This window comes from Pseudomonas fluorescens (genome assembly GCF_005938625.1).
In the GTDB taxonomy this organism is placed as follows: Bacteria; Pseudomonadota; Gammaproteobacteria; order Pseudomonadales; family Pseudomonadaceae; genus Aquipseudomonas; species Aquipseudomonas fluorescens_BD.
Map to the genome: position 1 here is coordinate 20,106 of NZ_VCNJ01000009.1, position 25,820 is coordinate 45,925.

At 59.7% G+C, this 25,820-nt stretch carries 21 protein-coding genes; 10 read left to right on the forward strand and 11 right to left on the reverse strand.

Going from position 1 to position 25,820, the window contains the following annotated elements:
* Nucleotide 1: 1 nt before the first annotated feature.
* The 9 genes from FGA82_RS07975 to bioB all read right to left on the reverse strand — a co-directional run bounded on the left by FGA82_RS07975 (nucleotide 2) and on the right by bioB (nucleotide 10,918).
* On the reverse strand, nucleotides 2–1,291 hold the full coding sequence (locus tag FGA82_RS07975; RefSeq protein ID WP_077574791.1) for a GGDEF domain-containing protein: 1,290 nt from the start codon (nucleotides 1,289–1,291) through the stop codon (nucleotides 2–4).
* A 198-nt stretch (nucleotides 1,292–1,489) separates the two neighbouring features.
* Nucleotides 1,490–3,592 carry a cytochrome-c peroxidase gene (locus tag FGA82_RS07980; RefSeq protein WP_141126663.1) on the reverse strand — a complete coding sequence of 701 codons (2,103 nt, stop codon included), beginning with the start codon at nucleotides 3,590–3,592 and terminating at the stop codon, nucleotides 1,490–1,492.
* A gap of 273 nt (nucleotides 3,593–3,865) precedes the next feature.
* Entirely contained in the window at nucleotides 3,866–5,671 is a 1,806-nt protein-coding gene (locus tag FGA82_RS07985) for a phenylacyl-CoA dehydrogenase (RefSeq protein ID WP_122660119.1), read from the reverse strand.
* Between the two features lie 275 nt (nucleotides 5,672–5,946).
* Nucleotides 5,947–6,243, reverse strand: a complete 297-nt coding sequence (locus tag FGA82_RS07990; RefSeq protein ID WP_016983171.1) for a hypothetical protein — start codon at nucleotides 6,241–6,243, stop codon at nucleotides 5,947–5,949.
* Between the two features lie 107 nt (nucleotides 6,244–6,350).
* Nucleotides 6,351–7,031, reverse strand: coding sequence for a dethiobiotin synthase (gene bioD, locus FGA82_RS07995; RefSeq protein ID WP_141126664.1), 681 nt, complete (start codon nucleotides 7,029–7,031; stop codon nucleotides 6,351–6,353).
* Nucleotides 7,028–7,837 carry a malonyl-ACP O-methyltransferase BioC gene (gene bioC / locus FGA82_RS08000; protein ID WP_141126665.1) on the reverse strand — a complete coding sequence of 270 codons (810 nt, stop codon included), beginning with the start codon at nucleotides 7,835–7,837 and terminating at the stop codon, nucleotides 7,028–7,030. Before bioC ends, bioD begins: the two co-directional genes overlap by 4 nt.
* Nucleotides 7,830–8,561 (reverse strand): alpha/beta fold hydrolase, encoded by a 732-nt coding sequence (locus FGA82_RS08005; RefSeq protein WP_141126666.1) that lies wholly within the window; start codon nucleotides 8,559–8,561, stop codon nucleotides 7,830–7,832. Before FGA82_RS08005 ends, bioC begins: the two co-directional genes overlap by 8 nt.
* A complete protein-coding gene (bioF, locus tag FGA82_RS08010; protein WP_141126667.1) occupies nucleotides 8,554–9,732 on the reverse strand; it encodes an 8-amino-7-oxononanoate synthase in 1,179 nt (392 codons plus the stop codon). The genes FGA82_RS08005 and bioF overlap by 8 nt, the downstream gene beginning before the upstream one ends.
* A gap of 130 nt (nucleotides 9,733–9,862) precedes the next feature.
* Nucleotides 9,863–10,918, reverse strand: coding sequence for a biotin synthase BioB (gene bioB / locus FGA82_RS08015; protein WP_141126668.1), 1,056 nt, complete (start codon nucleotides 10,916–10,918; stop codon nucleotides 9,863–9,865).
* Nucleotides 10,919–11,009: 91 nt separating this feature from the next.
* On the opposite strand from bioB, the gene FGA82_RS08020 reads away from it, so the two are divergent.
* The 5 genes from FGA82_RS08020 (at nucleotide 11,010) to rarD (ending at nucleotide 16,862) form a co-directional block, all read left to right on the forward strand.
* A complete protein-coding gene (locus FGA82_RS08020; RefSeq protein ID WP_141126669.1) occupies nucleotides 11,010–11,744 on the forward strand; it encodes a ComF family protein in 735 nt (244 codons plus the stop codon).
* A 184-nt stretch (nucleotides 11,745–11,928) separates the two neighbouring features.
* Nucleotides 11,929–12,693 (forward strand): TOBE domain-containing protein, encoded by a 765-nt coding sequence (locus FGA82_RS08025; RefSeq protein ID WP_141126670.1) that lies wholly within the window; start codon nucleotides 11,929–11,931, stop codon nucleotides 12,691–12,693.
* 70 nt (nucleotides 12,694–12,763) lie between these two features.
* The gene (locus tag FGA82_RS08030) at nucleotides 12,764–14,665 is read left to right on the forward strand and encodes a PhoX family protein (RefSeq protein ID WP_141126671.1); all 1,902 of its coding nucleotides are present in this window, start codon (nucleotides 12,764–12,766) and stop codon (nucleotides 14,663–14,665) included.
* 165 nt (nucleotides 14,666–14,830) lie between these two features.
* Nucleotides 14,831–15,805 carry a serine/threonine protein kinase gene (locus FGA82_RS08035; protein WP_016983182.1) on the forward strand — a complete coding sequence of 325 codons (975 nt, stop codon included), beginning with the start codon at nucleotides 14,831–14,833 and terminating at the stop codon, nucleotides 15,803–15,805.
* 169 nt (nucleotides 15,806–15,974) lie between these two features.
* A complete protein-coding gene (gene rarD, locus FGA82_RS08040; protein ID WP_141126672.1) occupies nucleotides 15,975–16,862 on the forward strand; it encodes an EamA family transporter RarD in 888 nt (295 codons plus the stop codon).
* 223 nt (nucleotides 16,863–17,085) lie between these two features.
* On the opposite strand, the gene FGA82_RS08045 is transcribed toward rarD, so the two are convergent.
* The gene (locus FGA82_RS08045) at nucleotides 17,086–17,604 is read right to left on the reverse strand and encodes a glycine cleavage system protein R (protein WP_034155036.1); all 519 of its coding nucleotides are present in this window, start codon (nucleotides 17,602–17,604) and stop codon (nucleotides 17,086–17,088) included.
* Between the two features lie 453 nt (nucleotides 17,605–18,057).
* Between FGA82_RS08045 and FGA82_RS08050 the strand changes: the two genes are divergently transcribed.
* The gene (locus FGA82_RS08050; RefSeq protein ID WP_141126673.1) at nucleotides 18,058–20,235 is read left to right on the forward strand and encodes a malate synthase G; all 2,178 of its coding nucleotides are present in this window, start codon (nucleotides 18,058–18,060) and stop codon (nucleotides 20,233–20,235) included.
* Nucleotides 20,236–20,501: 266 nt separating this feature from the next.
* Here FGA82_RS08050 and FGA82_RS08055 read toward each other — a convergent pair whose 3' ends face one another.
* On the reverse strand, nucleotides 20,502–20,948 hold the full coding sequence (locus FGA82_RS08055; RefSeq protein ID WP_141126674.1) for a response regulator: 447 nt from the start codon (nucleotides 20,946–20,948) through the stop codon (nucleotides 20,502–20,504).
* Between the two features lie 258 nt (nucleotides 20,949–21,206).
* On the opposite strand from FGA82_RS08055, the gene FGA82_RS08060 reads away from it, so the two are divergent.
* From FGA82_RS08060 to FGA82_RS08075, 4 genes are all read left to right on the forward strand, one after another.
* Nucleotides 21,207–23,141, forward strand: a complete 1,935-nt coding sequence (locus tag FGA82_RS08060; RefSeq protein WP_349305993.1) for a putative nucleotidyltransferase substrate binding domain-containing protein — start codon at nucleotides 21,207–21,209, stop codon at nucleotides 23,139–23,141.
* Nucleotides 23,138–23,845, forward strand: coding sequence for a 3'-5' exonuclease (locus FGA82_RS08065; RefSeq protein WP_141126676.1), 708 nt, complete (start codon nucleotides 23,138–23,140; stop codon nucleotides 23,843–23,845). The genes FGA82_RS08060 and FGA82_RS08065 overlap by 4 nt, the downstream gene beginning before the upstream one ends.
* A gap of 364 nt (nucleotides 23,846–24,209) precedes the next feature.
* Complete coding sequence (locus FGA82_RS08070) at nucleotides 24,210–24,686, forward strand: RNA polymerase sigma factor (RefSeq protein WP_249384227.1); 477 nt, start codon at nucleotides 24,210–24,212, stop codon at nucleotides 24,684–24,686.
* Complete coding sequence (locus FGA82_RS08075; RefSeq protein ID WP_141126678.1) at nucleotides 24,683–25,657, forward strand: FecR domain-containing protein; 975 nt, start codon at nucleotides 24,683–24,685, stop codon at nucleotides 25,655–25,657. The genes FGA82_RS08070 and FGA82_RS08075 overlap by 4 nt, the downstream gene beginning before the upstream one ends.
* The last annotated feature ends 163 nt before the right edge of the window (nucleotides 25,658–25,820 follow it).

Sequence of the window (25,820 nt, forward strand, 5' to 3'; positions counted from 1 at the left end):
CTCAACCTGCGGCCGTGTCCATGCGCACCGCGCCGCGGCGGTTCTGGCCGAATGCGACCACGCAGTTACGTCCTGCGCCTTTAGCCGCGTAGAGCGCTTCGTCGGCGGATTTCAGCACTTGTTCCGGATTGCGCTGCTCCACTCGTTCAGCGACGCCGATGCTCACCGTCACCGATACGCTGGAGGCACCCGAGCCGGCACGACGCTGACGACCCTGTTGGTCATCCTGCGGGCGGTTCTCCTGATTACGCAGCTGAATGCTGTAGGAAGCAATCGACTCGCGGATCACTTCAAGATGCGGCATGCACTCTTCAAGGGTTTTGCCTGCAAACACCAGGGCGAATTCCTCACCGCCATAGCGATACGCCCTACCGCCACCGCTGATTTTCGACAGTTTGCTGGCCACCAGACGCAGCACTTGGTCACCGACATCGTGGCCGTGGGTGTCGTTGAATTTCTTGAAGTGGTCAACGTCGCTCATCGCCAGTACATAGTTGCGGCCGAGGCGCTGCATGCGCTCGTTGAGTGCGCGACGGCCCGGCAGACCGGTCAGTTCGTCACGGAAGGCCATTTGATAAGCCTCGTGCGCAACTGCAGCGGCGATCATCAACATCACCTGACTGCACATGATATTCAGGGTAAACGGCAGGATGAAGGTTTTCGGCAGCATCCAGAACACGCCGAGCAAACCGACCAGTTGCGCCGCATGCAATGGGCGCGGATTGCGCCAGTATTGCCAAGCCAGCAGCAGGAACGCCGAAATAAACACCGGATAGGACAGCTGGATAAGGCTCATCCACGCGCCGTGCAGCGCAGGCCAGCGGATTTCCGACAGCCAGATCAGCAACGCCTGGGGATAACTTTGCTCCAGGCCCAATGCCACACTGCCAAAAGCCAGCAACACGGCGAAGCGCGCAACCATGTCCTGAAACAGATGCGTGCGCTCCTGCCACGCCGCAAACAGCCCAAACAACAACGGCAGCAATAAACAGACGAGGTGGAACACCACCGCGGCGTCTTCGCGCACCTTGCCGTTGTCGCGGTAATAGTCGGTCTGGGTGTCGAGCAAGAAGTAGGCGATGTACACCGTGAGCATCAGAAACAGTTCGCGCTGTCGGCGGTAAACCGCGCAATACGCGCCGCCCAACAACAGCACCAACGTCGGCAACACGTTGAACAGCGAAGTGAAGAACACACTGAGGTCTTTGACGTACGCAGCCGCCAACCCCGCGAGTAACAACAGCAGTGAAGGTAGGAAATGGCTGAAACGTACAGCGGAAGAACGCGGCAAGGGTAAAGCTCCGACCCGTCATGGCAAAGAGATGGCATTGTGCCTGCAATGCGTGCAGTTAAGCACACACAATGTGATCCAGATCACACGCAGTCTCTTTAACGGCAGAAAAGCTGACTATCTGAGCGATTTGCCAAGTTTTTTGCCCGATCCGCCGCGCTGGCCATCATGACTGGTGGCCAGGCTGGAAAATCCCCCTCAGAGATCGTTGTAGAACGGCAACAGTGGCCCCTCCGCCGGACTCCGCCCCTCAGCGCCGTAAGGCTTGAGATTGAGCGAAGCATCCGCCGCTTGCCGAGTGGTAACTTTCGGGCTGGCGGGCCTTTGGGTTACGGCGTTTTCATCACCGATATGGCCTTGTGGGATAACCAGTGATGGATGATCGAACGGCGCCCGCTCCCAAGCCACGCGCGGATCGGTCAGGCCGACTTCCATGAATTTCACCAGTGCGTCGATTTCTTCAGGCGTCAGATTGAGGTTGGTCATGTCCGGATCGAGGTTCGAGGTGTTGTGCTGATTCGCCGAAGGGTGTTCGAAACCGCTGGTGTTGTTGGCGTCTTCACCACGGCGATCACCGCCGCGGTTGTAGAACTCCATCACTTGCTTGAGCGTGGCGCGGCTGCCGTTGTGGAAGTACGGCCCGGTCAGCGCTATGTTGCGCAGCGTCGGCGTCTTGAATGCGCCATCGACCGAATCGCGGAAGTTGACGTTGGGTTTGAGCGTCGCGTCGCACGGAATCGCTGCGCTGAGTGGCGCTTCGAAGGTGCAGACATCGATGTCCAGCGGATCGGGAATGCTGGCGCCCTGCAACACCTTGTTGTACTGACGGCTGAACGACCATGGGTTGCCCCAGGCATCCGAGCCACCGAGGGCCAGATCTTCGGAAGTCGGACGTACACCCGTGTTGTAGAAACCGTTGTCGTAGAGGGTGGTGAGGTTATCGGCCATGACCATGCGTTCAATGCGCTCACGTGGATGCATCAGCAGGCGGCTGGCGGCATTGGTCAGCTCCGCGCCGCCATGGCAGTTCACACATTTACCTTTGCCGAGAAACAGGTTCATGCCTTGGACCTGCTGCGCATTCATGGCGGTTGAGTCGCCTTGCAGATAGGCATCGATTGGCGCCTGATCAGAAATCAGGGTGGATTCGTACATCTGAATCGCCAGCCCGAAGAACAACGGAAAATTGGCTTCCATTTGCGTGTACGGCGCACCACCCACCAGCACGTTTTGCGTGGCGTTCCACAGGCGTGGCTGGAAGGCGTTTTTGATCAGTTCGCGATAGGTCGGACGCCGCGCGCCGGATACTGATGCCAGCACGGAGTCGTTGGAAGATATCCGCTGTTGTTTGAGCATCAGTTGATCGAGCATGCGCCGGCCGATGTCGGCGAAGGTACGGCCGCCACAGGACATTTCCACCCCGCTACCCGGCGGGCCCACAGCTTGCGACGCGGCGGAAGCATCGTTGAGCGCCAGCCGGACTTTGCTTGCCACGGTGCTGCGCTCGGCGGTCACGTAAATCCCTGCATCGGGATCGCGATTGCCGAACGGCGAGAAACCGTTGAACACGTTGTTGGCCCGGCCATCCCAGAAGTTGCGCACATTGAACGCAGCGTTGATCACCGACGGCGCATTCCGCCCGGTGCTGCGACGTACATTGATGCCGCCGACCTGGAAGATGCCGTCCGGTTGCTGGGTGCATTTGTCGAAACGTGGCTGATTCGGTTTGACGAAGTTGGCATCGAATACGCCTTGGGAGCCGACGACATCGTCGCTCGAATAGACGATCGGTGAGTTGCGCTCCAGTGGATTGCTCAGCACGTGGGTCGGGAAATCGGTTTTCTTCAGCGTGTAGTTCGGCCCGCCCTTGCCACCAGATAGTGTCGCGTAGGACGCCACGTCACCGGGGATGTCCGATGCTACAAAGGGTTTGTTGAAGATCGAGGCGACGTTGGCGTTGGTGTGCGCCTGGCCGGGGTTGAGCTGGTTGGTGATGCGATGATCGACGCCGGCGTGATAGTGACAAGATGCGCATGCCGTGGCGCCATCGCTGCCGACTTCCATGTCCCAGAACAGCGCCTTGCCGAGCAGGATCGCGGCGGAGCGATTGAGTACGTAGTCGGTCATCAAGTCGACTTTGCGGCCGCCCTCGGTTCCAGAGGGATCGGGCGGCACCATGCCGCGCAAGGACTGCAGGCTTGGCACCTCCGGCACGGGCGGATCCACCTCTGCCGGATCTGCCGCCATGGCACTGAGGGTTGCAAGTGCGAGGACTAACTCGACAAGTCGACAGATGTTCATAGGCTTCACCCTGACGTTGTTGTTATGAGTTCGCCGGGCGAGAGGTGTCGTGGAACAGGACTGGCTGTCTCGTTTGCGCCGGTTAATGTGCGCAGTGCAATTAATTGGCCAGCGTTCCGAGAAACATTTTGAATCAATAAACGCTAGGACTGCGCGCTGTCAGCTCACCGTTTCTGCTGGGGAAACGTCCCCAGTGTTGGGGATAAATCCAGCGCAAAAAAAACCGCCGCCCCCGAAGGAGCAGCGGTTTTTTTCAATCGACAACGTTAGGACTTAGTAGCCCAGTGCGAAGTCTTCCTCTTTCATGTCCATCAGGTTGTTGGCGCCCGACAGCATGGTGGCCACGTGGGTACGGGTACGGGGCAGGATGCGCTGGAAGTAGAAACGCGCGGTTTGCAGCTTGGCGGTGTAGAACGCCGCGTCGCCGGTGCCTTCTGCGAGCTTTTCAGCTGCCAGACGCGCCATGTCTGCCCAGAAGTAAGCCAGGCAGGCATAACCGGAGTACATCAGGTAATCCACGGAGGCCGCGCCGACTTCTTCGCGATCTTTCATGGCCGCCATACCGACCTTCATGGTCAGCTCGCCCCATTCCTTGTTGATTGCCGCCAGCGGTGCGACGAATTCTGCAACGGCTTCGTTGCCTTCGTTGTTCTGGCAGAACTTGTGGACGATCTTGGTGAAGCCTTTCAGGGCTTCGCCTTGAGTCATCAGCACTTTACGGCCCAGCAGGTCGAGTGCCTGGATACCGGTGGTGCCTTCGTACAGCATCGAAATGCGGCTGTCGCGAACGTTCTGCTCCATGCCCCACTCGGCGATGAAGCCGTGGCCACCGTAGATCTGTACGCCGTGGTTGGCGGATTCGAAACCGACTTCGGTCATGAACGCTTTGGCGATCGGGGTCATGAAGGCCAGCAGTGCGTCGGCTTTCTTCTTCTCTTCTTCATCGACGCCGTATTTGACGATGTCGACCTGTTTGGCGGTGAAGTACACCATCGCACGGTTACCTTCGGCGAAAGCCTTCATGGTCAACAGCATGCGACGTACGTCAGGGTGCACGATGATCGGGTCAGCGGCTTTTTCCGGCGCTTTCGGGCCAGTTAGCGAGCGCATTTGCAGACGATCGCGAGCGTATTTTAGGCCGCCCTGGAAACCGATTTCGGCATGGGCCAGACCTTGCAGCGCAGTACCCAGACGTGCGGTGTTCATAAAGGTGAACATGCAGTTCAGGCCTTTGTTCGCCGGGCCGATCAGGTAACCGGTAGCACCGTCGAAGTTCATCACACAGGTCGCGTTGCCGTGGATGCCCATCTTGTGTTCCAGCGAACCGCAAGTCACAGCGTTGCGTGCACCGACGGTGCCATCAGCATTCGGCATGAACTTCGGAACGATGAACAGCGAGATGCCTTTGGTGCCAGCCGGAGCGTCCGGCAGGCGAGCCAGCACGATGTGGACGATGTTGTCGGCCATGTCGTGTTCACCGGCCGAGATGAAGATCTTGGTGCCGGAGACTTTGTAGGAACCATCAGCCTGAGGTTCGGCCTTGGTGCGCAACATGCCCAGGTCGGTGCCGCAGTGCGGCTCGGTCAGGCACATGGTGCCGGTCCATTCGCCGGAGACCAGTTTGGTCAGATAGGCTTCTTGCTGCTCTGGGGTGCCGTGCTCGGAGATGGTGTTCATCGCGCCGTGCGACAGGCCTGGGTACATGCCCCACGACCAGTTGGCTTCGCCAACCATTTCGCTCACGGCCAGACCCAGCGACTCAGGCAGGCCTTGGCCGCCGTGCTCGACGTCGTGCGCCAGGCTCGGCCAGCCGCCTTCGACGAATTGCTTGTAAGCCTCTTTGAAGCCCGTCGGGGTTTTCACGCCGGACTCGCTCCAGGTGCAACCTTCGAGGTCGCCCACGCGGTTCAGCGGTGCCAGTACCTGCTCACAAAACTTGGCGCCTTCTTCGAGAATGGCGTCAACCATGTCCGGAGTTGCGTCTGCGCAAGCCGGAAGGCTCTGATAGTGCGCTTCGTAGCCGAGCAGTTCGTCACGAACGAAGCGAATATCACGCAAGGGGGCCTTGTAGTCAGGCATAGCGATAAACCTCTGCTGATGTAACCGGGAATGAACGACCGCGTTGATTTGTTGTGACGGTCAAACAGTTGTTTGAAACATACGTTTACGCCGAAATCTTGTCAAGCATCGAAGTTTTGCCGTTCGTCCCCATATCGTTCAAACAGCGGACGCAGCAAACCGCCATGAACTCGAACGAGTCACGGGCGCTGGAAAAAGATTAGTTGAGGGAGAAGGACTTACAACGAAAAACGCCGCGACAAGGCGCGGCGTTCAAGATGCAGATTACGAAAAAATCAGGCGAAGGTGTCGATGATCGTACCCAGCACTTCGTCGGATGCCTTAGCGACTTTCACCCCCAGTTCCACTTGGAATTTACCTTGGGCCATCTGAACCATGTCGCTACCCAAGTCCATTTGCTGACTGCGATCGACACCACGCAGACGATCAACCTGTGCCTCCGAAGATTGGCTGGTGACCGAACGTTCAATGGTGTTGTTGGCAATTTGGCTGGCAGCCTGATCGACGCGGTTCTGCCCGCTCTGAATCGAGCTCAGACCTGCATAAAAAGCAGTGTTACCGGAGATTTCCATAACGGTTCTCATCCTTGGAAAGGATCAATGACGCCATTGAAGCAGAGGCGCCAGAAAAACACCCGTCAAAAACACTAATGGCACAGTGCCTGCTCATAGAGAAAAACTTAGTCAAGCAGATCCAGTTGCAAATGATCCGCCACCGTTTCCGCGCTCAAGGTCTTGAGTTTAGGCACGCGCCCCAGACACGGCGCCGGAATTCGCTCGGCCAATGTCGCGAGGTTTTCTTCCAGCCGCGACGTCTTCGGATCGATGATATTCGCCACCCAACCTGCCAATTGCAGCCCATCGCGAGCAATCGCCTCGGCCGTCAACAAGGCATGACTGATGCAACCCAGCCGCACGCCCACCACCAGAATCACCGGCAACTTCAGCGCAATCGCCAGATCCGACAAATTATCCTGATCTGCCAATGGCACCCGCCAACCACCCGCGCCTTCGATCAGAGTGAAATCGGCATTCATCGCCAGAATCTCGCGCATCGGCGCCAGCAGCGATTGCACGGTCAAGGACACACCCGCTTCTCGCGCCGCCAGATGCGGAGCAATCGCCGGCTCGAACGCCACCGGATTGACCTGTTGATAACTCAGCGGCAACGAGCATTCGGCCAGCAGCGCCAACGCGTCGGCATTGCGCAATCCCTTCGGCGTCACTTCGCACCCGGACGCCACCGGTTTGCCCGCCGCTGTGCTCAGCCCGGCCGAACGCGCTGCATGCAGCAACCCTGCGGCAACCGTGGTCTTGCCGACATCAGTGTCCGTTCCGGTGATGAAATAGGCTGCGCTCATACGGGTTTCTCCAACACGGCGTAGACCACCTGATAAGTCGCCGGCAACCCCGACGCCTGACGGAACTGCTCGTAAGCTTCGACCAGCCCGAGAATCCGCGCGCGCCCGGTCAAACCGCCCGGCCGCCCCGGATTCAGATTGTGCGCACCCAAGGCTTTCAATTCATGGGTGAGACTGCGCACATCCGGGTAGTGCAACACGTGAGGCTGATTCTCCAGACTCAACGTGCGCAAGCCACTGGCCGCACACAATTGCTCATAACGGGAGAACTCGCGGAAGCGGTTGACGTGCACCAGCCCATCGACCTGCCGCCAGCTATCACGCAATTCAAACAACGTCCCTACACAAAGACTAGCAAACGCAAAAACCCCGCCTGGTTTCAGCGCGCGGAAGGCTTCGCTGAGCACCCCTTCGAAATCCGCACACCACTGCACCGCGAGGCTGGAGAAAATCAGGTCGCAGGTCGAATCCTGCAGCGGCAGCCGCTCCGCATCGCCAGCGATGAAATGCTCGGCACCGCCCAACGGCCGCGCATGCTCAAGCATGCCTTCAGCGATATCCAGCGCCAAACCGTGGCTCTCAACAAAACGCGAGGCCAGCGCTCGGGTGAAATAACCCGTGCCACAGCCCAGATCCAGCCAACGCGCCGGTACAAATTCCTGCGGCAACCGCTGCAGCAATTGTGTACCGACATCACGTTGCAACTCGGCGACGCTGTCGTAACTGGCCGCTGCACGAGAAAAAGAGGCTGCGACCTGACGCTTGTCAGGCAAGGCGCCAGGCAGCACAAGAGACAAATCAGTCATCACCGCACTCATGTAAAAAAGCCTGGATAGCGCCCGCCAGTCCGTGGGGCTCTTCCAGAAGAAACGCATGACAGGCCTGTTCGATCAGACCTATTTCAATATCCGGCAACAGCGCGAACAACCCCCCCGCCGCTTCCGCCGGGACCAGAGCGTCCTGTCCGGCGAACAGATGAAATTGCGGGCCACGAAACGCCTGCAATGCTTCACGGGTGTCCAGTTGCGCGAGCAGTTCCAGTCCCGCCATCAACACAGCGGGCGCCGTCTGCGGCGCGCCGCCGAGCATCAGCCGCGACAATCCGCGCGGATCTTGCGCACCTTGAGCACACAGCAACGAGAAACGCTTGAGAGTCATACGCGGATCGGCCTGGCACCCGGCAAGGAACGCATCGAAGGTCTCGCCGGGCATCGCATTCGGCCATTGTTCTTGAGCGACAAAAGAAGGATTGCTCGCCAGCGTCAGCAAGCCGCAGCAATGTTCACCCCGACGTGCGGCCAATTCGGACGCAAGCATGCCGCCCAGCGACCAGCCACCGAGCCACACGTCGTGGGGAATACGTTCATCGAGTTCGTCGAGCCAGTCTTGCGGATCGCTGGAATCCAACTGCGGCAGCGGCTCGACTTCCACTTTCAGATGTTCGTCGAGCCCTTGCAACGCCGCAGCCAAAGGCTCCATGGGCGACACGCCGAGGCCCCAGCCGGGCAGCAGAATCAGGCGATCACGCATGGCTTGGCTCCGACGACAGTTGGGCAAAGCAATCGGCCAGTCCCTCTAACAATAGCTGCACCTGCGCCTCGCTGTGGGCGGCGGTAAGGGTCACGCGCAAGCGGGCGCTGCCGGCGGGCACGGTCGGCGGGCGGATCGCGGTGACCATCAATCCGCGCTCGCGCAACATCTGTGACAGCCGCACCGCGCGCCCGGCATCGCCAATCATGATCGGCTGAATCGGCGTGAAGCTGTCCATCAGCTCCAGGCCGATCTGCTCGGCACCCCGACGGAACTGGCGGATCAGCGTCTGCAAGTGCTCGCGGCGCCAGTGTTCACTGCGCAGTAAATCGAGACTTTTCAGCGTCGCACAGGCCAGCGCCGGTGGCTGGCTGGTGGTGTAGATGTACGGCCGGGCGAACTGGATCAGGCTTTCGATCAGCTCTTCGCTGCCCGCGACGAAAGCGCCAGCCGTACCGAAGGCTTTGCCGAGGGTGCCGACCAGCACCGGCACATCCTCCTGACTCAAACCGAAATGCTCGACAATCCCGCCGCCATTCGCACCCAGCGGCCCGAAACCGTGAGCATCATCAACCATCAACCAAGCACCTTTGGCCTTGGCTTCACGGGCCAGCGCCGGCAGATCCGCGAGGTCGCCGTCCATGCTGAACACACCGTCGGTGACCACCAACGTGTTGCCGATGGCTTTCTCCAGGCGCTTGGCCAGACTCACCGCGTCGTTGTGCAGATAGCGATTGAAACGCGCGCCGGATAACAGACCCGCATCCAACAGCGAAGCATGATTGAGGCGATCTTCCAGCACCGTATCGCCCTGCCCGACCAGCGCTGTGACTGCGCCTAGATTGGCCATGTAGCCGGTGGTGAACAGCAGCGCACGCGGACGCCCGGTGAGATCGGCCAGTGCCTCTTCCAGTTCGTGATGCGGGCCGCTGTGGCCGATCACCAGATGCGACGCACCGCCACCGACGCCCCAGCGTTCAGCACCGGAGCGCCAGGCTTCGATCACTTGCGGATGATTGGCCAGGCCGAGGTAATCGTTGTTGCAGAACGCGAGCAGCGGTTTGCCGTCGACCACCACTTGCGGCCCCTGCGGGGACTCGAGCAGCGGTCGCTGGCGATAGAGGTTTTCGGCACGACGGGCAGCAAGGCGTGCGGCGAGATCGAAAGACATGCAGGCCTCACATCTGAAAAATGACTGTGTAGGAGCTGCCGAAGGCTGCGATCTTTTGATGTTGTTTTTTAAAAGACAAGATCAAAAGATCGCAGACTTCGGCAGCTCCTACATGGAATCCGTATGGCGATCAGACGGCAGCATTGTAGAACTGCTCGTTGCTCTTCTGCTCAACCAATGCCTGCTCGATCGCAGCCTGGTGAACCTCATCGGCATGCTCTTCACGGGCTTCCGGCTGAATGCCCAGGCGCGCAAACAGTTGCATGTCCTTGTCCGCCTGCGGGTTGGCGGTGGTCAGCAACTTGTCGCCGTAGAAAATCGAGTTGGCACCGGCGAAGAATGCGAGGGCCTGCATCTGCTCGTTCATCGCTTCGCGGCCGGCGGACAGGCGCACGTGGGATTGCGGCATCAGGATACGCGCCACGGCGAGCATGCGGATGAAGTCGAACGGGTCGATGTCTTCGGCGTTTTCCAGCGGCGTGCCGGCGACTTTCACCAGCATGTTGATCGGCACCGATTCCGGATGCTCCGGCAGGTTGGCCAACTGGATCAGCAGATTGGCGCGGTCATCCAGCGACTCGCCCATGCCGAGAATGCCGCCGGAGCAGATCTTCATCCCCGACTCACGCACGTAGGCCAGCGTTTGCAGACGCTCGCTGTAGGTACGGGTGGTGATGATGCTGCCGTAGAACTCAGGCGACGTGTCGAGGTTGTGGTTGTAGTAATCGAGCCCGGCCTTGGCCAGTGCTTCGGTCTGATCCTGATCGAGACGGCCAAGGGTCATGCAGGTTTCCAGGCCCATGGCCTTCACGCCTTCAACCATTTTCAGCACGTACGGCATGTCTTTGGCCGACGGGTGTTTCCACGCCGCGCCCATGCAGAAACGCGTCGAACCGATCGCCTTGGCGCGTGCCGCCTCTTCGAGGACCTTTTGCACTTCCATCAGCTTTTCTTTTTCAAGGCCGGTGTTGTAGTGACCGGACTGCGGGCAGTACTTGCAGTCTTCCGGGCAGGCGCCGGTCTTGATCGACAGCAGCGTCGAAACCTGAACGCGGTTGGCGTTGAAATGTGCGCGGTGCACCGTTTGCGCCTGGAACAGCAAGTCGTTGAAGGGCTGTACGAAGAGTGCTCTGACTTCGGCCAGAGACCAGTCGTGACGCAGGGTGGCGGTGGTGCTCGCGCTCATGGGTAATTCCTTGGTTATGCTTGGCTCGCGACTGGGGAAACGGAATACCCACAGGCGCTACACGGATGTTCGGCATATTTAAGGAAGAGTCATGCGCTGTCAACCACGATACGAAGGACAGGTTTACATCTGTTTAAATAATGTACAGAACTGCTTGCTTTGCGATGAGCCGGCAGAAGCAGAAATGCCAATCTGCGTGGCCTGCGAAACCGATTTGCCTTGGCTTGGCGAGCAGTGCATCACCTGCGCTTTGCCGTTAAGCGCAGCGGGCGGGACCTGTGGCGAGTGCCTGCTGGAGCCGCCGGCGTTCGAACAGGTTGTGGTGCCGTGGTTGTATGGCTTCCCGGTCGACAGTTTGATTACGCGCTTTAAACACAACGCGAAATGGCCGTTTGGCCACTTGCTCGCCGACGTTCTCGGGGAATACCTGCAACATCGTTTCGATGAAGGCTTGCCGAGACCCGATGCGTTGTTGCCGGTGCCGCTGGCGGGTAAACGTCTGCGTCAACGGGGATTCAATCAGGCTGCGATGCTGGCGAGGTGGTTGAGTCAGTCGCTGGATCTGCCGTGCGAAGAACAGGTTCTGCGGCGAATCAAGGAGACCGACGCCCAGCAGGATCTTGATGCCAAGGCGCGTAAACATAATCTGCGCGATGCCTTCGAGATCATGCCGGATGCGCAGGTACGAGGCCGGCATTTGGCGTTGGTTGATGATGTGCTGACCACCGGCGCTACCGCACAGGCGCTGGCCCGGTTGCTGATGAACGCAGGCGCTGCGCGGGTCGATGTCTATTGTCTGGCCCGCACGCCAAAACCCGGAGCCTGAATATTGCACAACCCCCTGTGGGAGCGAGCTTGCTCGCGAAGGGGCCAGCACATTCAAAATCAATGTTGACTGAGACGCCGCTTTCGCGAGCAAGCTCGCTCCCACAGGGTTCTGTGTCGGGCTTGACTCTCGCGTCGCTAGCGGCCAACTTCCACGTCCACCGCCACAAAAAAAGCATCCACCCATGTCCATGCCTTCCCTGTTGTCCCAGCACATCGTCCGCCGTCCGCAGCGTATCGCCCTGCTGCAACACATCGCCGAACAAGGCTCGATCACCCGCGCTGCGAAGAGCGCAGGCTTGAGCTACAAAGCGGCGTGGGACGCCATCGATGAGTTGAACAACCTGGCGCAAAAACCATTGGTCGAGCGTGCCGTCGGTGGCAAGGGTGGCGGCGGTGCGAAACTCTCCAGCGAAGGCGAACGCGTTTTGCGCCTGTACCAAAAACTGCAGGCCTTGCAGGCGCAGGTGCTGGAAGCGGCAGAAGATGCCAGCGATCTGGATCTGCTCGGTCGCCTGATGCTCAGAACCAGCGCGCGCAATCAGTTGCACGGCAAAGTCGTGGCGATCCAAGCGCAGGGGCGCAATGACCTGATCCGCCTCGAACTGGCCGAAGGGCTGTGCCTCGACGCGCAGATCACCCACGACAGCACCGTGCATCTGGAGCTGCAAGCCGGCACAGAAGTAGTGGCGCTGATCAAGGCCGGCTGGCTGGAATTGCTCGGACACGAGCAACCTGCAACGTCTGGTCACAATCTTCTGAAGGGCACCATCGAAGCGATTCTCGACGCCGAGGACGGCCCCAGCGAAGTACGTATTACCCTGCCCAACGGCCATACCCTCTGCGCCTTGGCTGAGCCGCTCGATTTGCGCACGCGCGGATTGAGCGTGGAACAACCGGTGCAGGTGCAGTTTTCGCCGTCCAACGTGCTGATCGGCACGCCGCTGTAATCAGACGCTGCAACGAAAGCGTCATCGATGCTCATTAAGGTAGCTGCCAAAACCAAGCAGGGAGCCTGATGTGAGCCTATTAGAAGAAAACCAATCCACTGACCTGGAAAAAATGGTCGGCCTCAGCCGTCGCGGTTTCATCGGCGCCGGTGCGCTGTGCGGCGCGGCGATGTTCCTCGGTGGCAGTCTGTTGAGCCGCAGCGCGCTGGCCACCGGAGTCAGCGCCGGCAACAGCCGCCTGCTCGGTTTCGAGAGCATTCCCGCGGCGACCACCGACGTCATCACGCTGCCCAAAGGCTACAAGTCTTCAGTGCTGATCAGTTGGGGTCAGCCCCTGCAGAAGAACGGCCCGGCCTTCGATCCGAGCGGCAATGGCACTGCGGCCGCACAGGAAATGCAGTTCGGCGACAACAACGACGGCATGAGCCTGTTCGCCTTCCCCGATGATCGCAACCGCGCGTTGATGGCGATCAACAACGAATACACCAACTACCGCTACCTCTACCCGCACGGCGGCATGCCGCAATCGGCCGAAGACGTGCGCAAGGCACTGGCCTGCGAAGGCGTGTCGGTGATCGAGGTACAGCGCAAGAACGGTCAGTGGCAGTTCGTTCAAGGCTCGCGTTACAACCGCCGCATTCACGGCAACTCGCCGCTGCGCATCAGCGGCCCGGCGGCTGGCCACGAATTGATGAAGACCGCCGCCGATAAACACGGCAAGAAAGTCCTCGGCACCTTCCAGAACTGCGCCAACGGTAAAACCCCGTGGGGCACTTACCTGACCTGTGAAGAAAACTTCACCGACTGCTTCGGCAGCAGCAACGCCCAGCAGCAGTTCGACCCGGCGCAAAAGCGCTACGGCGTCTCGGTCGCCAGCCGCGAAATAAATTGGCACCCGTACGACCCACGCTTCGACATGGCGAAAAACCCCAACGAACTCAACCGTCACGGCTGGGTGGTCGAGATCGATCCGTTCGATCCGCAATCGACCCCGGTCAAACGTACGGCGCTGGGCCGCTTCAAACATGAAAACGCCGCCTTGGCCGAGACCGATGACGGTCGCGCCGTGGTGTACATGGGCGACGACGAACGCGGCGAGTTCATCTACAAATTCGTCAGCCGCGACCGCATCAACCACCGCAACGCCAAGGCCAACCGCGACATTCTCGATCACGGCACCCTGTACGTGGCGAAATTCGACAACGGCGACAGCAACCCCGATCACCCGAAAGGCCAGGGCCAGTGGATCGAGCTGACCCACGGCAAGAACGGCATCGACGCCAGCAGCGGTTTCGCCGATCAGGCCGAGGTGCTGATCCATGCGCGCCTCGCCGCCAGCGTAGTCGGCGCAACGCGCATGGACCGCCCGGAATGGATCGTCGTCAGTCCGAAGGACGGCCAGGTCTATTGCACCCTGACCAACAACGCCAAGCGTGGCGAAGACGGCCAGCCAGTCGGTGGGCCGAATCCGCGCGAGAAGAACGTCTACGGGCAGATTCTGCGCTGGCGCACCGACCGCGATGATCACGCTTCGAAGACGTTTGCCTGGGATCTGTTTGTGGTCGCCGGCAACCCGGGCGTACATGCCGGGACGCCGAAAGGTGGCTCGAAGAACATCACCCCGCAGAACATGTTCAACAGCCCGGATGGTCTGGGCTTCGACAAGGCCGGGCGCTTGTGGATTCTCACCGACGGCGATTCGAGCAACGCTGGGGATTTTGCCGGGATGGGCAACAACCAGATGCTTTGCGCCGATCCAAAGACCGGTGAGATTCGCCGGTTCATGGTCGGGCCGATTGGTTGCGAGGTGACGGGGATCAGCTTCTCGCCGGATCAGAAAACCCTGTTTGTCGGCATTCAGCATCCGGGGGAGAACGGTGGTTCGACGTTCCCTGAGCATTTGCCGAATGGCAAGCCGCGGTCGTCGGTGATGGCGATTACTCGGGAGGATGGCGGGATCGTCGGCGCCTGACAGGCCCTCATCGCTGGCAAGCCAGCTCCCACAGGGAACGCATTTCTAATGTGGGAGCTGGCTTGCCAGCGATGGCGTCAGCACAGACACCAACCACCTCCCCCGCTGCCATCTGCGCTACCATGCTGGGCCGGACGCGGCAGCCTGCTGCGCGCAGGAGTCAGCATGGCCCACCCGTTTGAAACCCTCACCCCCGACCTCGTGCTCGATGCCGTTGAAAGCATTGGCTTCCTCAGTGATGCGCGCATTCTGGCGCTCAACAGCTACGAAAACCGTGTCTATCAGGTCGGCATCGAAGACTCCGAACCGCTGATCGCCAAGTTCTATCGCCCGCAGCGCTGGACCAACGAAGCCATTCTCGAAGAACACAAGTTCACCTTCGAGCTGGCCGACGTCGAAATCCCGGTGGTGGCGCCGCTGATCCACAACGGCGAAACCCTGCACGAGCATGCCGGTTTCCGCTTCACTCTGTTCCCGCGTCGCGGCGGTCGGGCGCCGGAGCCGGGCAATCTTGATCAGTTGTATCGCCTGGGCCAGTTGCTCGGGCGGATTCACGCGGTCGGCGCAACCAAGCCGTTTGAACACCGTGAAGCCCTCGCCGTACAGAACTTCGGCCACGCCTCGCTGAACACCTTGCTCGAAGGTAACTTCATTCCGAAAAGCCTGCTGCCGGCCTACGAGTCCGTCGCCCGCGACCTGCTCAAGCGCGTGGAAGATGCCTACGCCAACACTCCGCACCAGAATATCCGCATGCACGGCGACTGCCACCCCGGCAACATGATGTGCCGCGACGAGATGTTCCACATCGTTGACCTCGACGACTGCCGCATGGGCCCGGCGGTGCAGGACATCTGGATGATGCTCGCCGGGGATCGTCAGGAATGCCTCGGGCAGTTGTCGGAACTGATGGATGGCTACAACGAGTTTCACGATTTCGATCCGCGTGAGCTGGCGCTGATCGAGCCGCTGCGCGCCTTGCGCCTGATGCATTACAGCGCCTGGCTGGCGCGGCGCTGGGACGACCCGGCGTTCCCGCACAGCTTTCCGTGGTTCGGCACCGAGCGGTATTGGGGCGATCAGGTGTTGGCGCTGCGTGAGCAACTGTCGGCGCTTAATGAAGAGCCACTGAAACTCTTCTGATCAAAGCTCAAAAAGATCAAAAGATCGCAGCCTTCGGCAGCTCCTACCTTGGAATGCATATCCCTGTAGGAGCTGCCGAAGGCTGCGATCTTTTCGCTTTCTGACACGACACATCTATACAACCTCCTTACAATCCCTCCTTTGTTAGCTGCCTGAGCAAGGATTCTGCATGCAAGCCGCCAACCCGCGTCGCGGGTACATTCTGGGCCTGAGTGCCTACATCATCTGGGGCCTGTTCCCGATTTACTTCAAAGCCATCGCCGAAGTGCCGGCCGTCGAGATCATCATCCACCGGGTGCTGTGGTCGGCGCTGTTTGGTGCGCTGTTGCTGATGGTGTGGAAACACCCGGGCTGGTTGCGCGAGTTGCTCGACAACCCCAAACGTCTGGCGATTCTCGCGCTGAGCGGCACGTTGATCGCGGCCAACTGGCTGACTTACGTGTGGTCGGTGAACAACGGGCGGATGCTTGAGGCGAGTCTCGGTTATTACATCAATCCGCTGGTAAACGTGTTGTTGGGCATGTTGATACTTGGCGAGCGACTGCGGCGCATGCAATGGGTCGCGGTCGGTTTGGCAGCAGTGGGCGTGGCGCAGCAAGTGTGGCAAGTCGGTAGTTTGCCGTGGGTGTCACTGGTGCTGGCGCTGACGTTCGGTTTCTATGGTCTGATCCGCAAACAGGCACCGGTCAAGGCATTGCCGGGGCTGGTGGTGGAAACCTGGATGCTGGTGCCGATTGCCATCGCCTGGCTGCTGTTCAACCAAACCGCAACCAGCGCGCAACCGGAGTTCTGGACCACGTCCCAAGCCTGGTGGCTGGTGGCGGCCGGTCCAGTGACATTGGTCCCGCTGGTGTGCTTCAACGCCGCCACGCGCCACTTGCCGTACACCACGATCGGCTTCCTGCAATACCTGGCGCCGACCTTGGTGCTGTTGCAAGCGGTGTTGCTGTTCGATGAGCATCTATCGTCCAGCACACTGGTGGCGTTTATCTTCATCTGGGCCGGTCTGGCCGTTTACAGCGTCGATGCGGTGATCAGTTTGCGTCGGCGTAGCTGATCAAAAAACGCACAAACCCTCACAGGCCACGTTTCTCGTGGCCTGCATCGTTCCTTCCCAAGGTTATCCACAGCGTGATCCCCGCCGTTTGTGTGCAAGTCACTGAATGTTGGCGGTTTTTTGATCACCTGCAGCAAAGCCAGGGCGGGCCTCGCGTTGCGGGGTGTCTCTACAGGTTATCCACAGGCAGGTGCACGATTAAACTGGATAACCTGATCGGCGCTTAAACGTCTGTGCGTAACACCAGTTCTACCATCAGATCGTCAGCCAGGGTTTCCAGGCGCGACTGCAAGACATCAAGCGACAGGGTCAGTGGCACTGCAAGAATCGCCTCAGCGTGGAACAGCGGTTCACTGCTCATCGGTGCTGGTCGTACCTCAGTCACCAGCCGCTCAAGGTTGACGCCCTGTTCGCTGAGCAACCGGGTGATGTCACGCACGATGCCGGGCCGATCATTGCCCACCAACTCCATGGCGATCGGTTTCCAGGTACAGGACTGCTCGATACCGCTTTCGGCAATCAGTACGCGGATACCATGAGTCGACAGTGCTTGTAAGGCATCGACTAATTCGTCGTAAGCCTCTGCCGGTACCCCCACTCGAAGAATCCCGGCGAACTGCCCGGCCATCCGCGACATGCGGCTTTCCAGCCAGTTACCGCCGTGTTCGGCAATGCATTGGGCGATGCGCTCGACCTGCCCGGGCTTGTCCGGGGCGAAAACGGTGAGTACGAGATGGTCCATGGCGCAGCCCTCTTGTCATGACTTTTGTTGTAGAAGGGCAAGTATAGGCAAGGGATGGTCAGCCGCCTCAGACGCCCGAAACGACAAATCGTGTACAACTTTTTATATTTAGCTGGAACAATCCATCGGTTTTTTGAGAACATCCCGTTCCGCGATGTGACCGCAATGCGACATGAGGTCGCAGAACGACGTAATTAGTCTGATTTTCACAAGCGCAACTCATCATGTAGTATGCCGCAGCGCGCACTACATAACGCTGAATCGATGTCTGCCCAAGGCCTGTTCGCAACCCTGAAAGCCCCGTCAGCAAGGCCCCAAGCCGTTGATTGGTCCCAGCCCAGCCGCCAGCAATGGCATGTACTGGTCGGCAGGTTTGTGGTTTAAATGGCCAGAGGCTTCATTGTCAAATTGAAGAGCTGAAAAGCGAAATAGCTGAGCAGAGTGAGGCAAGCAATGACTGAACACGTTCAAGTCGGTGGCCTGCAGGTCGCCAAAGTCCTGTTCGACTTCGTGAACAACGAAGCCATTCCCGGTACCGGCCTCACCGCCGAAAAATTCTGGGAAGGTGCCGACAAGGTCATTCATGACCTGGCGCCGAAGAACAAAGCCCTACTCGCCAAACGCGATGACTTCCAGGCTCGTATTGACGCCTGGCATCAGGAACGCAACGGTCAGGCGCACGACGCCGTGGCCTACAAAGCCTTCCTGCAAGAAATCGGTTATCTGCTGCCAGAAGCGGCTGATTTCCAGGCAACGACGCAAAACGTCGATGATGAAATCGCCCGTACCGCCGGCCCGCAACTTGTTGTGCCGGTGATGAACGCTCGCTTTGCTCTCAATGCCTCGAACGCCCGCTGGGGTTCGCTGTACGACGCCCTTTACGGCACCGACGCGATCAGCGAAGACGGTGGCGCGGAAAAAGGCAAAGGCTACAACAAGGTGCGTGGCGACAAAGTCATCGCCTTCGCCCGTGCGTTCCTCGACGAAGCCGCGCCATTGGCTGCTGGCTCCCACGTTGATTCGACCGGCTACAAAATCGCCGACGGCAAACTGGTGGTCACCCTCAAGGGCGGCAGCAACAGTGGCCTGCGCGATGATGCACAACTGATCGGTTTCCAGGGCGACGCCAACGCGCCAATCGCGATCCTGCTGAAACACAACGGTCTGCATTTCGAAATCCAGGTCGACGCCACCACACCGGTTGGCCAGACCGACGCTGCCGGCGTCAAAGACATCCTGATGGAAGCGGCACTGACCACCATCATGGACTGCGAAGACTCCGTGGCCGCCGTCGATGCTGACGACAAAGTGGTGATCTACCGCAACTGGCTCGGCCTGATGAAGGGCGACCTGGCGGAATCCGTGTCCAAGGGCGGCCAGACCTTCACCCGCACCATGAACCCGGATCGCACCTACACCGCACCAAATGGCGGTGAAGTTACCTTGCACGGTCGTTCGCTGTTGTTCGTGCGCAACGTTGGCCACCTGATGACCATCGACGCGATCCTCGACAAAGACGGTAACGAAGTGCCGGAAGGCATTCTCGACGGTCTGGTCACTTGCCTCGCGGCGATGCACAACCTCAATGGCAACACCTCACGCCGCAACACTCGCACCGGTTCCGTGTACATCGTTAAACCGAAGATGCACGGCCCGGAAGAAGCAGCGTTCACCAACGAGCTGTTCGGCCGCATCGAAGACGTGCTGGGCCTGAAGCGCAATACGCTGAAAGTCGGGATCATGGACGAGGAACGCCGTACCACGGTCAACCTCAAGGCCTGCATCAAGGCAGCCAGCGAGCGCGTGGTGTTCATCAACACCGGTTTCCTCGACCGCACCGGCGACGAAATCCACACCTCCATGGAAGCCGGCCCGGTTGTACGCAAGGCTGACATGAAGGCTGAGAAATGGATCGGTGCGTATGAAAACTGGAACGTCGATATCGGTCTGAGCACCGGCCTGCAAGGTCGTGCGCAAATCGGTAAAGGCATGTGGGCGATGCCGGATCTGATGGCGGCGATGCTCGAGCAGAAAATCGCTCACCCGCTGGCCGGCGCCAACACCGCTTGGGTGCCATCGCCGACTGCTGCTGCGCTGCACGCGTTGCATTACCACAAGGTTGACGTATTCGCCCGTCAGGCCGAACTGGCCAAACGTGCTCGCGCGTCGGTCGACGACATCCTGACCATCCCGCTGGCGGTCAACCCGAACTGGACCCCAGAGCAGATCAAGAACGAACTGGACAACAATGCCCAGGGCATTCTTGGTTACGTGGTGCGCTGGATCGACCAGGGTGTCGGCTGCTCGAAAGTACCGGACATCAATGACGTCGGCCTGATGGAAGACCGTGCCACGCTGCGTATCTCCAGCCAGCACATCGCCAACTGGCTGCGCCACGGTGTAGTCACCGAAGCGCAAGTGATGGAAAGCCTCAAGCGCATGGCGCCGGTGGTGGATCGTCAGAACGCCAACGACCCGCTGTACCGTCCGCTGGCCCCGAACTTCGACAGCAACATCGCCTTCCAGGCGGCGGTCGAACTGGTGGTTGAAGGCACCAAGCAGCCGAACGGTTACACCGAGCCGGTTCTGCACCGTCGTCGTCGCGAGTTCAAGAAGGCCAACGGCCTGTAACTTGCGCTGAATGCCGGACATGAAAAAGCCCTGATCGAGAGATCAGGGCTTTTTTGTTAGTGCGGTGTGGGCTGGTATTTGTGGAGGGCTTGAGATCGATCCCCCTCACCCCAGCCCTCTCCCCCAAGGGGTAGAGGGGGAAAGGGAGCCGACCTTTTTGCTTTTCAAAACCGGAGTTCGACTGAGGAATTTCAAGTCGGTGGACCTTGCACATTCACCGCGGTCAGTCCCCTCTCCCTCTGGGAGAGGGTTAGGGTGAGGGGCTCTTAGGGGTCAATACCCAATTCGTGTTTGACCAGACCGAGCAACTTGCCCGTATCAATCGGCTTGAGCAAAAAATCCACCACGCTCAAATGCATCGCCGCAATCGCGTCTTTCACATCGGCATCGCCGGAAACAATGATGATCGGCAGCGCCGCCCGCACCGACTCACGCACCTGGCGGATCAGCTCGAGGCCATCGACATTGCCCATGCGCAGATCCGTGATCACCAGCCCAATCGAGGTTTTTTCCGCGAGCATCTTCAGCGCTGTTTCACCACTGGCCGCAGTCATGCAACGAATACCGTCCAACGCGAGAATTTCCGACAACAGCTCCCGGGCGTCCTTGTCGTCATCAACGATCAACACACGCTGCGGTGGCAAGTCAGGCTCGAGCATGACTGCACTGAGCGCTTCTCGCTCGGCATCGCTCAAAATATCGTGGTCGGACATGGCGTTCTCTAAGTATTCAAAACAGTCCCTTGGCAAGTGGTCAGACATCGCTGGGCAGAGCTTCAATGTGCACTTCGTCGGATTTTTTTCCAAGGGGGTAGACCGAGGAATTTCCGACTGTTTGCGTAGGGCATCTCCGAAACGGCGCCAATGGTGGCAAAACCTAGACTTACGTCCAATGGGCACCCTGTCCGTAGGGGTCGACCATGGCCGTAACGATCCGACAACAACAATTCGAAAAAGACTGCGGTAATGGTTATGAGTAAAGCGGACGCCTTCATCCAGGCAGGGAAAACCGCGGTATTGCAGAACATTCAGGGCACCCTGCAATTCCTCCAGCGCTTCCCGCCCTTCAATCAGATGGAACATGCCCACCTTGCGTATCTGGTGGAGCAATGCCAACTGCGGTTTTACGCTCAGGGCGAGAGCATCATCAAACCCGCCGACGGCCCGGTCGAACACTTCTATATCGTCAAACAGGGTCGGGTGGTCGGCGAACGTCAGCACATCACCAAACCCGGCACCGAGACCACGTTTGAAATCACCACCGGCGAATGCTTTCCGCTGGCTGCATTGCTCGGTGAACGCGCGACTCGCACCGAACATCTGGCCGGCGAGGACACCTTCTGCCTGCAGCTGAACAAACTGGCGTTCATCAAACTGTTCGCCCTCTCCAATGCCTTTCGTGACTTCGCCTTGCGCGGGGTCAGTAGCCTGCTTGATCAGGTCAATCAGCAAGTGCAGCAGAAAGCCGTGGAAACCCTCGGCACGCAATATTCGCTGAACACCCGCCTCGGCGAACTGGCGATGCGTCACCCGGTGACCTGCAGTCCCGACACACCACTGCGTGAAGCGGTGAAGCTGATGCACGAGCAACAGGTCGGCAGCATCGTTGCGGTGGATGAACACAAGTCACCGCTGGGAATTTTCACCCTGCGTGATTTGCGCCATGTGGTGGCTGCTGGCATCGGTGATTTCAGTGAAGCCATCGAGCGCCACATGACGCCTTCGCCCTTTTATCTTTCGCCGGACCACAGCGCGTTCGATGCGGCGATTGCCATGACCGAACGGCATATCGCCCACGTCTGTCTGGTCAAGGATCAGCGTTTGTGCGGCGTGGTCTCCGAGCGCGATCTGTTTTCGCTACAACGGGTCGACCTGGTGCATCTGGCCCGGACGATCCGCAGCGCCCAGCGCGTCGAACAACTGGTGAGCCTGCGCGGCGAGATCGGCCAACTGGTCGAGCGCATGCTCGCCCACGGTGCGTCTTCGACGCAGATCACCCATATCATCACCTTGCTCAACGATCACACCGTGTGCCGGGTGATCGAACTGACCCTCGCCGAAAAAGGCGATCCCGGCGTGCCGTTCAATTGGCTGTGTTTCGGCAGCGAAGGCCGCCGCGAGCAGACCCTGCACACCGATCAGGACAACGGCATTCTGTTCGACGCCCGCGATGCCGCGCATGCGGCGGAGATTCGCGGCAAGCTGCTGCCGCTGGCCCAGCAGATCAATCAGAGCCTGGCGCAGTGCGGCTTCACCCTGTGCAAAGGCAACATCATGGCCGGCAACCCCGAGCTGTGCCTGTCGCGGGCAGAATGGGCACGGCGCTTTGCGGCGTTTATTCGTGAGGCGACGCCGGAGAATCTGCTCGGGTCGAGTATTTATTTCGACTTGCGCGTGGTCTGGGGTGATGAACAAGGCTGTGAACAACTGCGCCGGGGCATTCTTGATCAGGTCGGCGACAACCGTTTGTTCCAGCGCATGATGGCCGAGAACGCCCTGCGCAATCGCCCACCGGTGGGACGTTTCCGTGAGTTTGTGCTGGCGCGCAAGAATGGGGAGAAAGCCACGCTGGACCTCAAGGTGCAGGGGCTGACGCCGTTCGTGGATGGCGCGCGACTGCTGGCGCTGGCCAATGGCATCGACGCCAACAACACCCTTGAGCGCTTCCGGCAGTTGGTCGAGAAAGAAGTCATCGAGCGACTGGATGGCGCGGCGTATGAAGAGGCCTATCACTTCATTCAGCAGACGCGCATGCAACAGCATCAACTGCAAACGCGGGAGAATCTGCCCTACTCCAACCGAGTCGACCCGGACAGCCTCAATCATCTCGACCGACGCATCCTGCGTGAATCGTTGCGCCAGGCCCAGCGCCTGCAAAGCAGCCTGACGTTGCGGTATCAACTATGAGCCTGTTCTCGTGGCTACGTCCGACAAGTCCGGTGGTGCCAGCGGATTTGCAACAGCGTCTGGCGAAGCTGCCGGCGATCACTGAACTGCGCGAATGCACGTTGCGTGAACAACGTTGGGTGGTGCTGGATCTGGAAACCACCGGACTGAACCTGAACAAGGATCGTGTGTTGTCGATTGGCGCGGTGGTGATCGAGGACGGCGCGATCGATTTCAGTCAGCAGTTCGAACGCACGTTGCAATGTCGCGAATTGAAGCTCAGCCCCAGCGTGTTGATTCACGGATTGGGGCCGAATGCGATTGCCGCGGGCAGTGAGCCGGCCGAGGCGTTGTTGGAATTGCTGGAGTTTGTTGGCGACAGCCCGGTGCTGGCGTTTCATGCGCCGTTCGATCAGCACATGCTCGGGCGCGCGTTGAAGGAGCATCTGGGGCACAAGTTGCAGCCGGTGTTTCTCGATGTTGCCGACATTGCGCCGCTGGTGTGTCCGCAGGCGAATATTCGTGAGGCCGGGCTGGATGAGTGGATCGACTGGTTCAAGCTTGAGGTGTTCGAACGGCATAATGCGAGTGCCGATGCGCTGGCCACGGCGGAGTTGGCGTTGATTCTGTTCAGCCGGGCGCGAGGGCAGCAGATTCATAGTCCGTTGAATTTGCATCAGCGATTGAGTCAGTGGAAGCGTAGGCAGCAGGCGCCTTCGTTTTAAATCAAAAGCCCCTCATCGGAACGCCGCCCGCCCAGCCCTCTCCCAGAGGGAGAGGGAGCCTACCGAGGTGTCTCGGGTTTTCCATCGACCTGAGAAACCGAGTCGATTATGGATTCAGCAGAAATCTTTCACGTCGGTGTATTGCGTCAATATCCCCCAATCGATCCCCTCTCCCTCTGGGCGGTCCGACGTTTCGGGAGGGCTAGGGTGAGGGTTCGCCTTCAACGCCCACCTGACCAGTGGCCAATTGCTAACCATTCCCACCTCTGCCACAATCGCGAACAATTCGCGTTAGTTAACATTTCCCAATCGGTGATGTCCGGTGTCGTCAGTCCCAAGCCCTAACAGTGAGCTCGTCGGTGCGATGTATCGCGACCATCGCGGTTGGCTGCTGGCATGGCTGCGACGCAATGTGGCGTGCCCAGAGCGCGCCGAAGACCTCAGTCAGGACACTTTTGTGCGCCTGCTCGGTCGCAACGAAATGCTGACGCCCCGCGAGCCGCGCGCCTTTCTGGTGGCGATCGCCAAAGGTCTGCTGTTTGACTACTTCCGCCGCGCGGCGCTGGAACAGGCCTACCTCACCGAACTGATGCTGATCCCCGAAGGCGAACAACCTTCGGTGGAAGAACAGCAAATGATCCTCGAAGACCTCAAAGCCATCGACCGCTTGCTCGGCAAACTGTCGACCAAGGCCCGTGCCGCTTTCCTTTATAACCGCCTCGATGGCCTCAGCCATGCCGAGATCGCCAACAAGCTCGGCGTTTCGGTGCCGCGTGTGCGCCAGTATCTGGCGCAAGGCATTCGGCAGTGCTACATCGCCCTGTACGGGGAACCGACATGAGTCCGGCCAGTTCCAGACCGGTGCCGGCCCATGTGCTGGACGCGGCGATTGCCTGGCAACTGACCCTCGATTCGAGCAGTCCGCTGGAGCGCGAGGAGTTCGCCAAATGGCATGCGGCCCATGAAGAACACGCCCGCGCCTGGCGCCAGCTGGGCATGCTCGATCAGCGATTCAGCGTGGCCAAAGGCCCGGCCCGCAGCGCCTTGCTGCAATCGCGCGAAGGCATTCGGCGACGGGTACGCAAGCTCGGCAGTGGGCTGGCCAGCGTTGTGGTGCTGGTCGGTGTGGGCCTGTTTGCCAGCGAACGCTTTCTGCCGCTGGATTACTGGCTCGCCGATCAACGCACCGCGACCGGTGAGCAGCGCATCGTACGTCTGGCTGACGGCACCGTGCTGAATCTGAACACCCACAGTGCGGTGGATGTGCGCTTCGATGAGAAGCGCCGATTGATCGTTTTGCAGGAAGGCGAAATTCTCGTCGAGACCGGTCATGGCGATGCGCGGCCCTTCATCGTTGAAACCCGCGAAGGCAGCATGCGCGCTCTGGGTACGCGGTTTCTGGTCAAGCGTGAAGACGAAGGCACGCGCCTGAGCGTGTTGCAGTCGGCGGTCGCGGCGCACCCGCAATCCAACCCTGAAGAGCAAATTCTCCATGAAGGCCAGCAAGTGCTGCTGCGCAGTGACGGATTCGGCTCGATTGCCACGCTCACTCCCGGCGCCGATGCCTGGACGCGCGGCATGCTGGTGGTGGATAACGCGCGCCTCGGCGATCTGGTGCATGAACTGGGGCGTTATCGTCGCGGGCATCTGGGCGTGGCGCCGGAAGTGGCGGATTTGCGGATTACCGGCAGCTTCCCGCTGCATGACACCGATAAAGCCTTGAGCGCATTGCTGCCGACCCTGCCGGTGCAGATCGAGCGGCATACGCCGTATTGGGTCACTGTCGCGAAGGCCGAGCCCTCCTCCCCTTGACCTGATCGTTCCCACGCTCTGCGTGGGAATGCAGCCCGGGACGCTCTGCGTCCCTGCCGAAGCGGACGCAGAGCGTCCATTGAGGCATTCCCACGCGGAGCATGGGAACGATCAACCCCGCAGAAATGTGGCTGTTTTCCGGCTAATAGAAATTATTTTCATC

Coding starts and splice junctions, on each gene's coding strand:
- FGA82_RS08045 (WP_034155036.1), bottom strand. CDS start 17,604: ATGGACCATCTCGTACTCACCGTTTTCGCCCCGGACAAGCCCGGGCAG.
- FGA82_RS08055 (WP_141126674.1), bottom strand. CDS start 20,948: ATGTCCGACCACGATATTTTGAGCGATGCCGAGCGAGAAGCGCTCAGT.
- FGA82_RS08025 (WP_141126670.1), top strand. CDS start 11,929: ATGTCCATGCCTTCCCTGTTGTCCCAGCACATCGTCCGCCGTCCGCAG.
- FGA82_RS08060 (WP_349305993.1), top strand. CDS start 21,207: ATGAGTAAAGCGGACGCCTTCATCCAGGCAGGGAAAACCGCGGTATTG.
- bioF (WP_141126667.1), bottom strand. CDS start 9,732: ATGTCTTTCGATCTCGCCGCACGCCTTGCTGCCCGTCGTGCCGAAAAC.
- FGA82_RS08075 (WP_141126678.1), top strand. CDS start 24,683: ATGAGTCCGGCCAGTTCCAGACCGGTGCCGGCCCATGTGCTGGACGCG.
- rarD (WP_141126672.1), top strand. CDS start 15,975: ATGCAAGCCGCCAACCCGCGTCGCGGGTACATTCTGGGCCTGAGTGCC.
- FGA82_RS07985 (WP_122660119.1), bottom strand. CDS start 5,671: ATGCCTGACTACAAGGCCCCCTTGCGTGATATTCGCTTCGTTCGTGAC.
- bioB (WP_141126668.1), bottom strand. CDS start 10,918: ATGAGCGCGAGCACCACCGCCACCCTGCGTCACGACTGGTCTCTGGCC.
- FGA82_RS07990 (WP_016983171.1), bottom strand. CDS start 6,243: ATGGAAATCTCCGGTAACACTGCTTTTTATGCAGGTCTGAGCTCGATT.
- FGA82_RS08005 (WP_141126666.1), bottom strand. CDS start 8,561: ATGCGTGATCGCCTGATTCTGCTGCCCGGCTGGGGCCTCGGCGTGTCG.
- FGA82_RS08070 (WP_249384227.1), top strand. CDS start 24,210: ATGTATCGCGACCATCGCGGTTGGCTGCTGGCATGGCTGCGACGCAAT.
- FGA82_RS08035 (WP_016983182.1), top strand. CDS start 14,831: ATGGCCCACCCGTTTGAAACCCTCACCCCCGACCTCGTGCTCGATGCC.
- bioD (WP_141126664.1), bottom strand. CDS start 7,031: ATGAGCGCAGCCTATTTCATCACCGGAACGGACACTGATGTCGGCAAG.
- FGA82_RS08020 (WP_141126669.1), top strand. CDS start 11,010: ATGCGCTGTCAACCACGATACGAAGGACAGGTTTACATCTGTTTAAAT.
- FGA82_RS08065 (WP_141126676.1), top strand. CDS start 23,138: ATGAGCCTGTTCTCGTGGCTACGTCCGACAAGTCCGGTGGTGCCAGCG.
- FGA82_RS08050 (WP_141126673.1), top strand. CDS start 18,058: ATGACTGAACACGTTCAAGTCGGTGGCCTGCAGGTCGCCAAAGTCCTG.
- FGA82_RS07980 (WP_141126663.1), bottom strand. CDS start 3,592: ATGAACATCTGTCGACTTGTCGAGTTAGTCCTCGCACTTGCAACCCTC.
- bioC (WP_141126665.1), bottom strand. CDS start 7,837: ATGACTGATTTGTCTCTTGTGCTGCCTGGCGCCTTGCCTGACAAGCGT.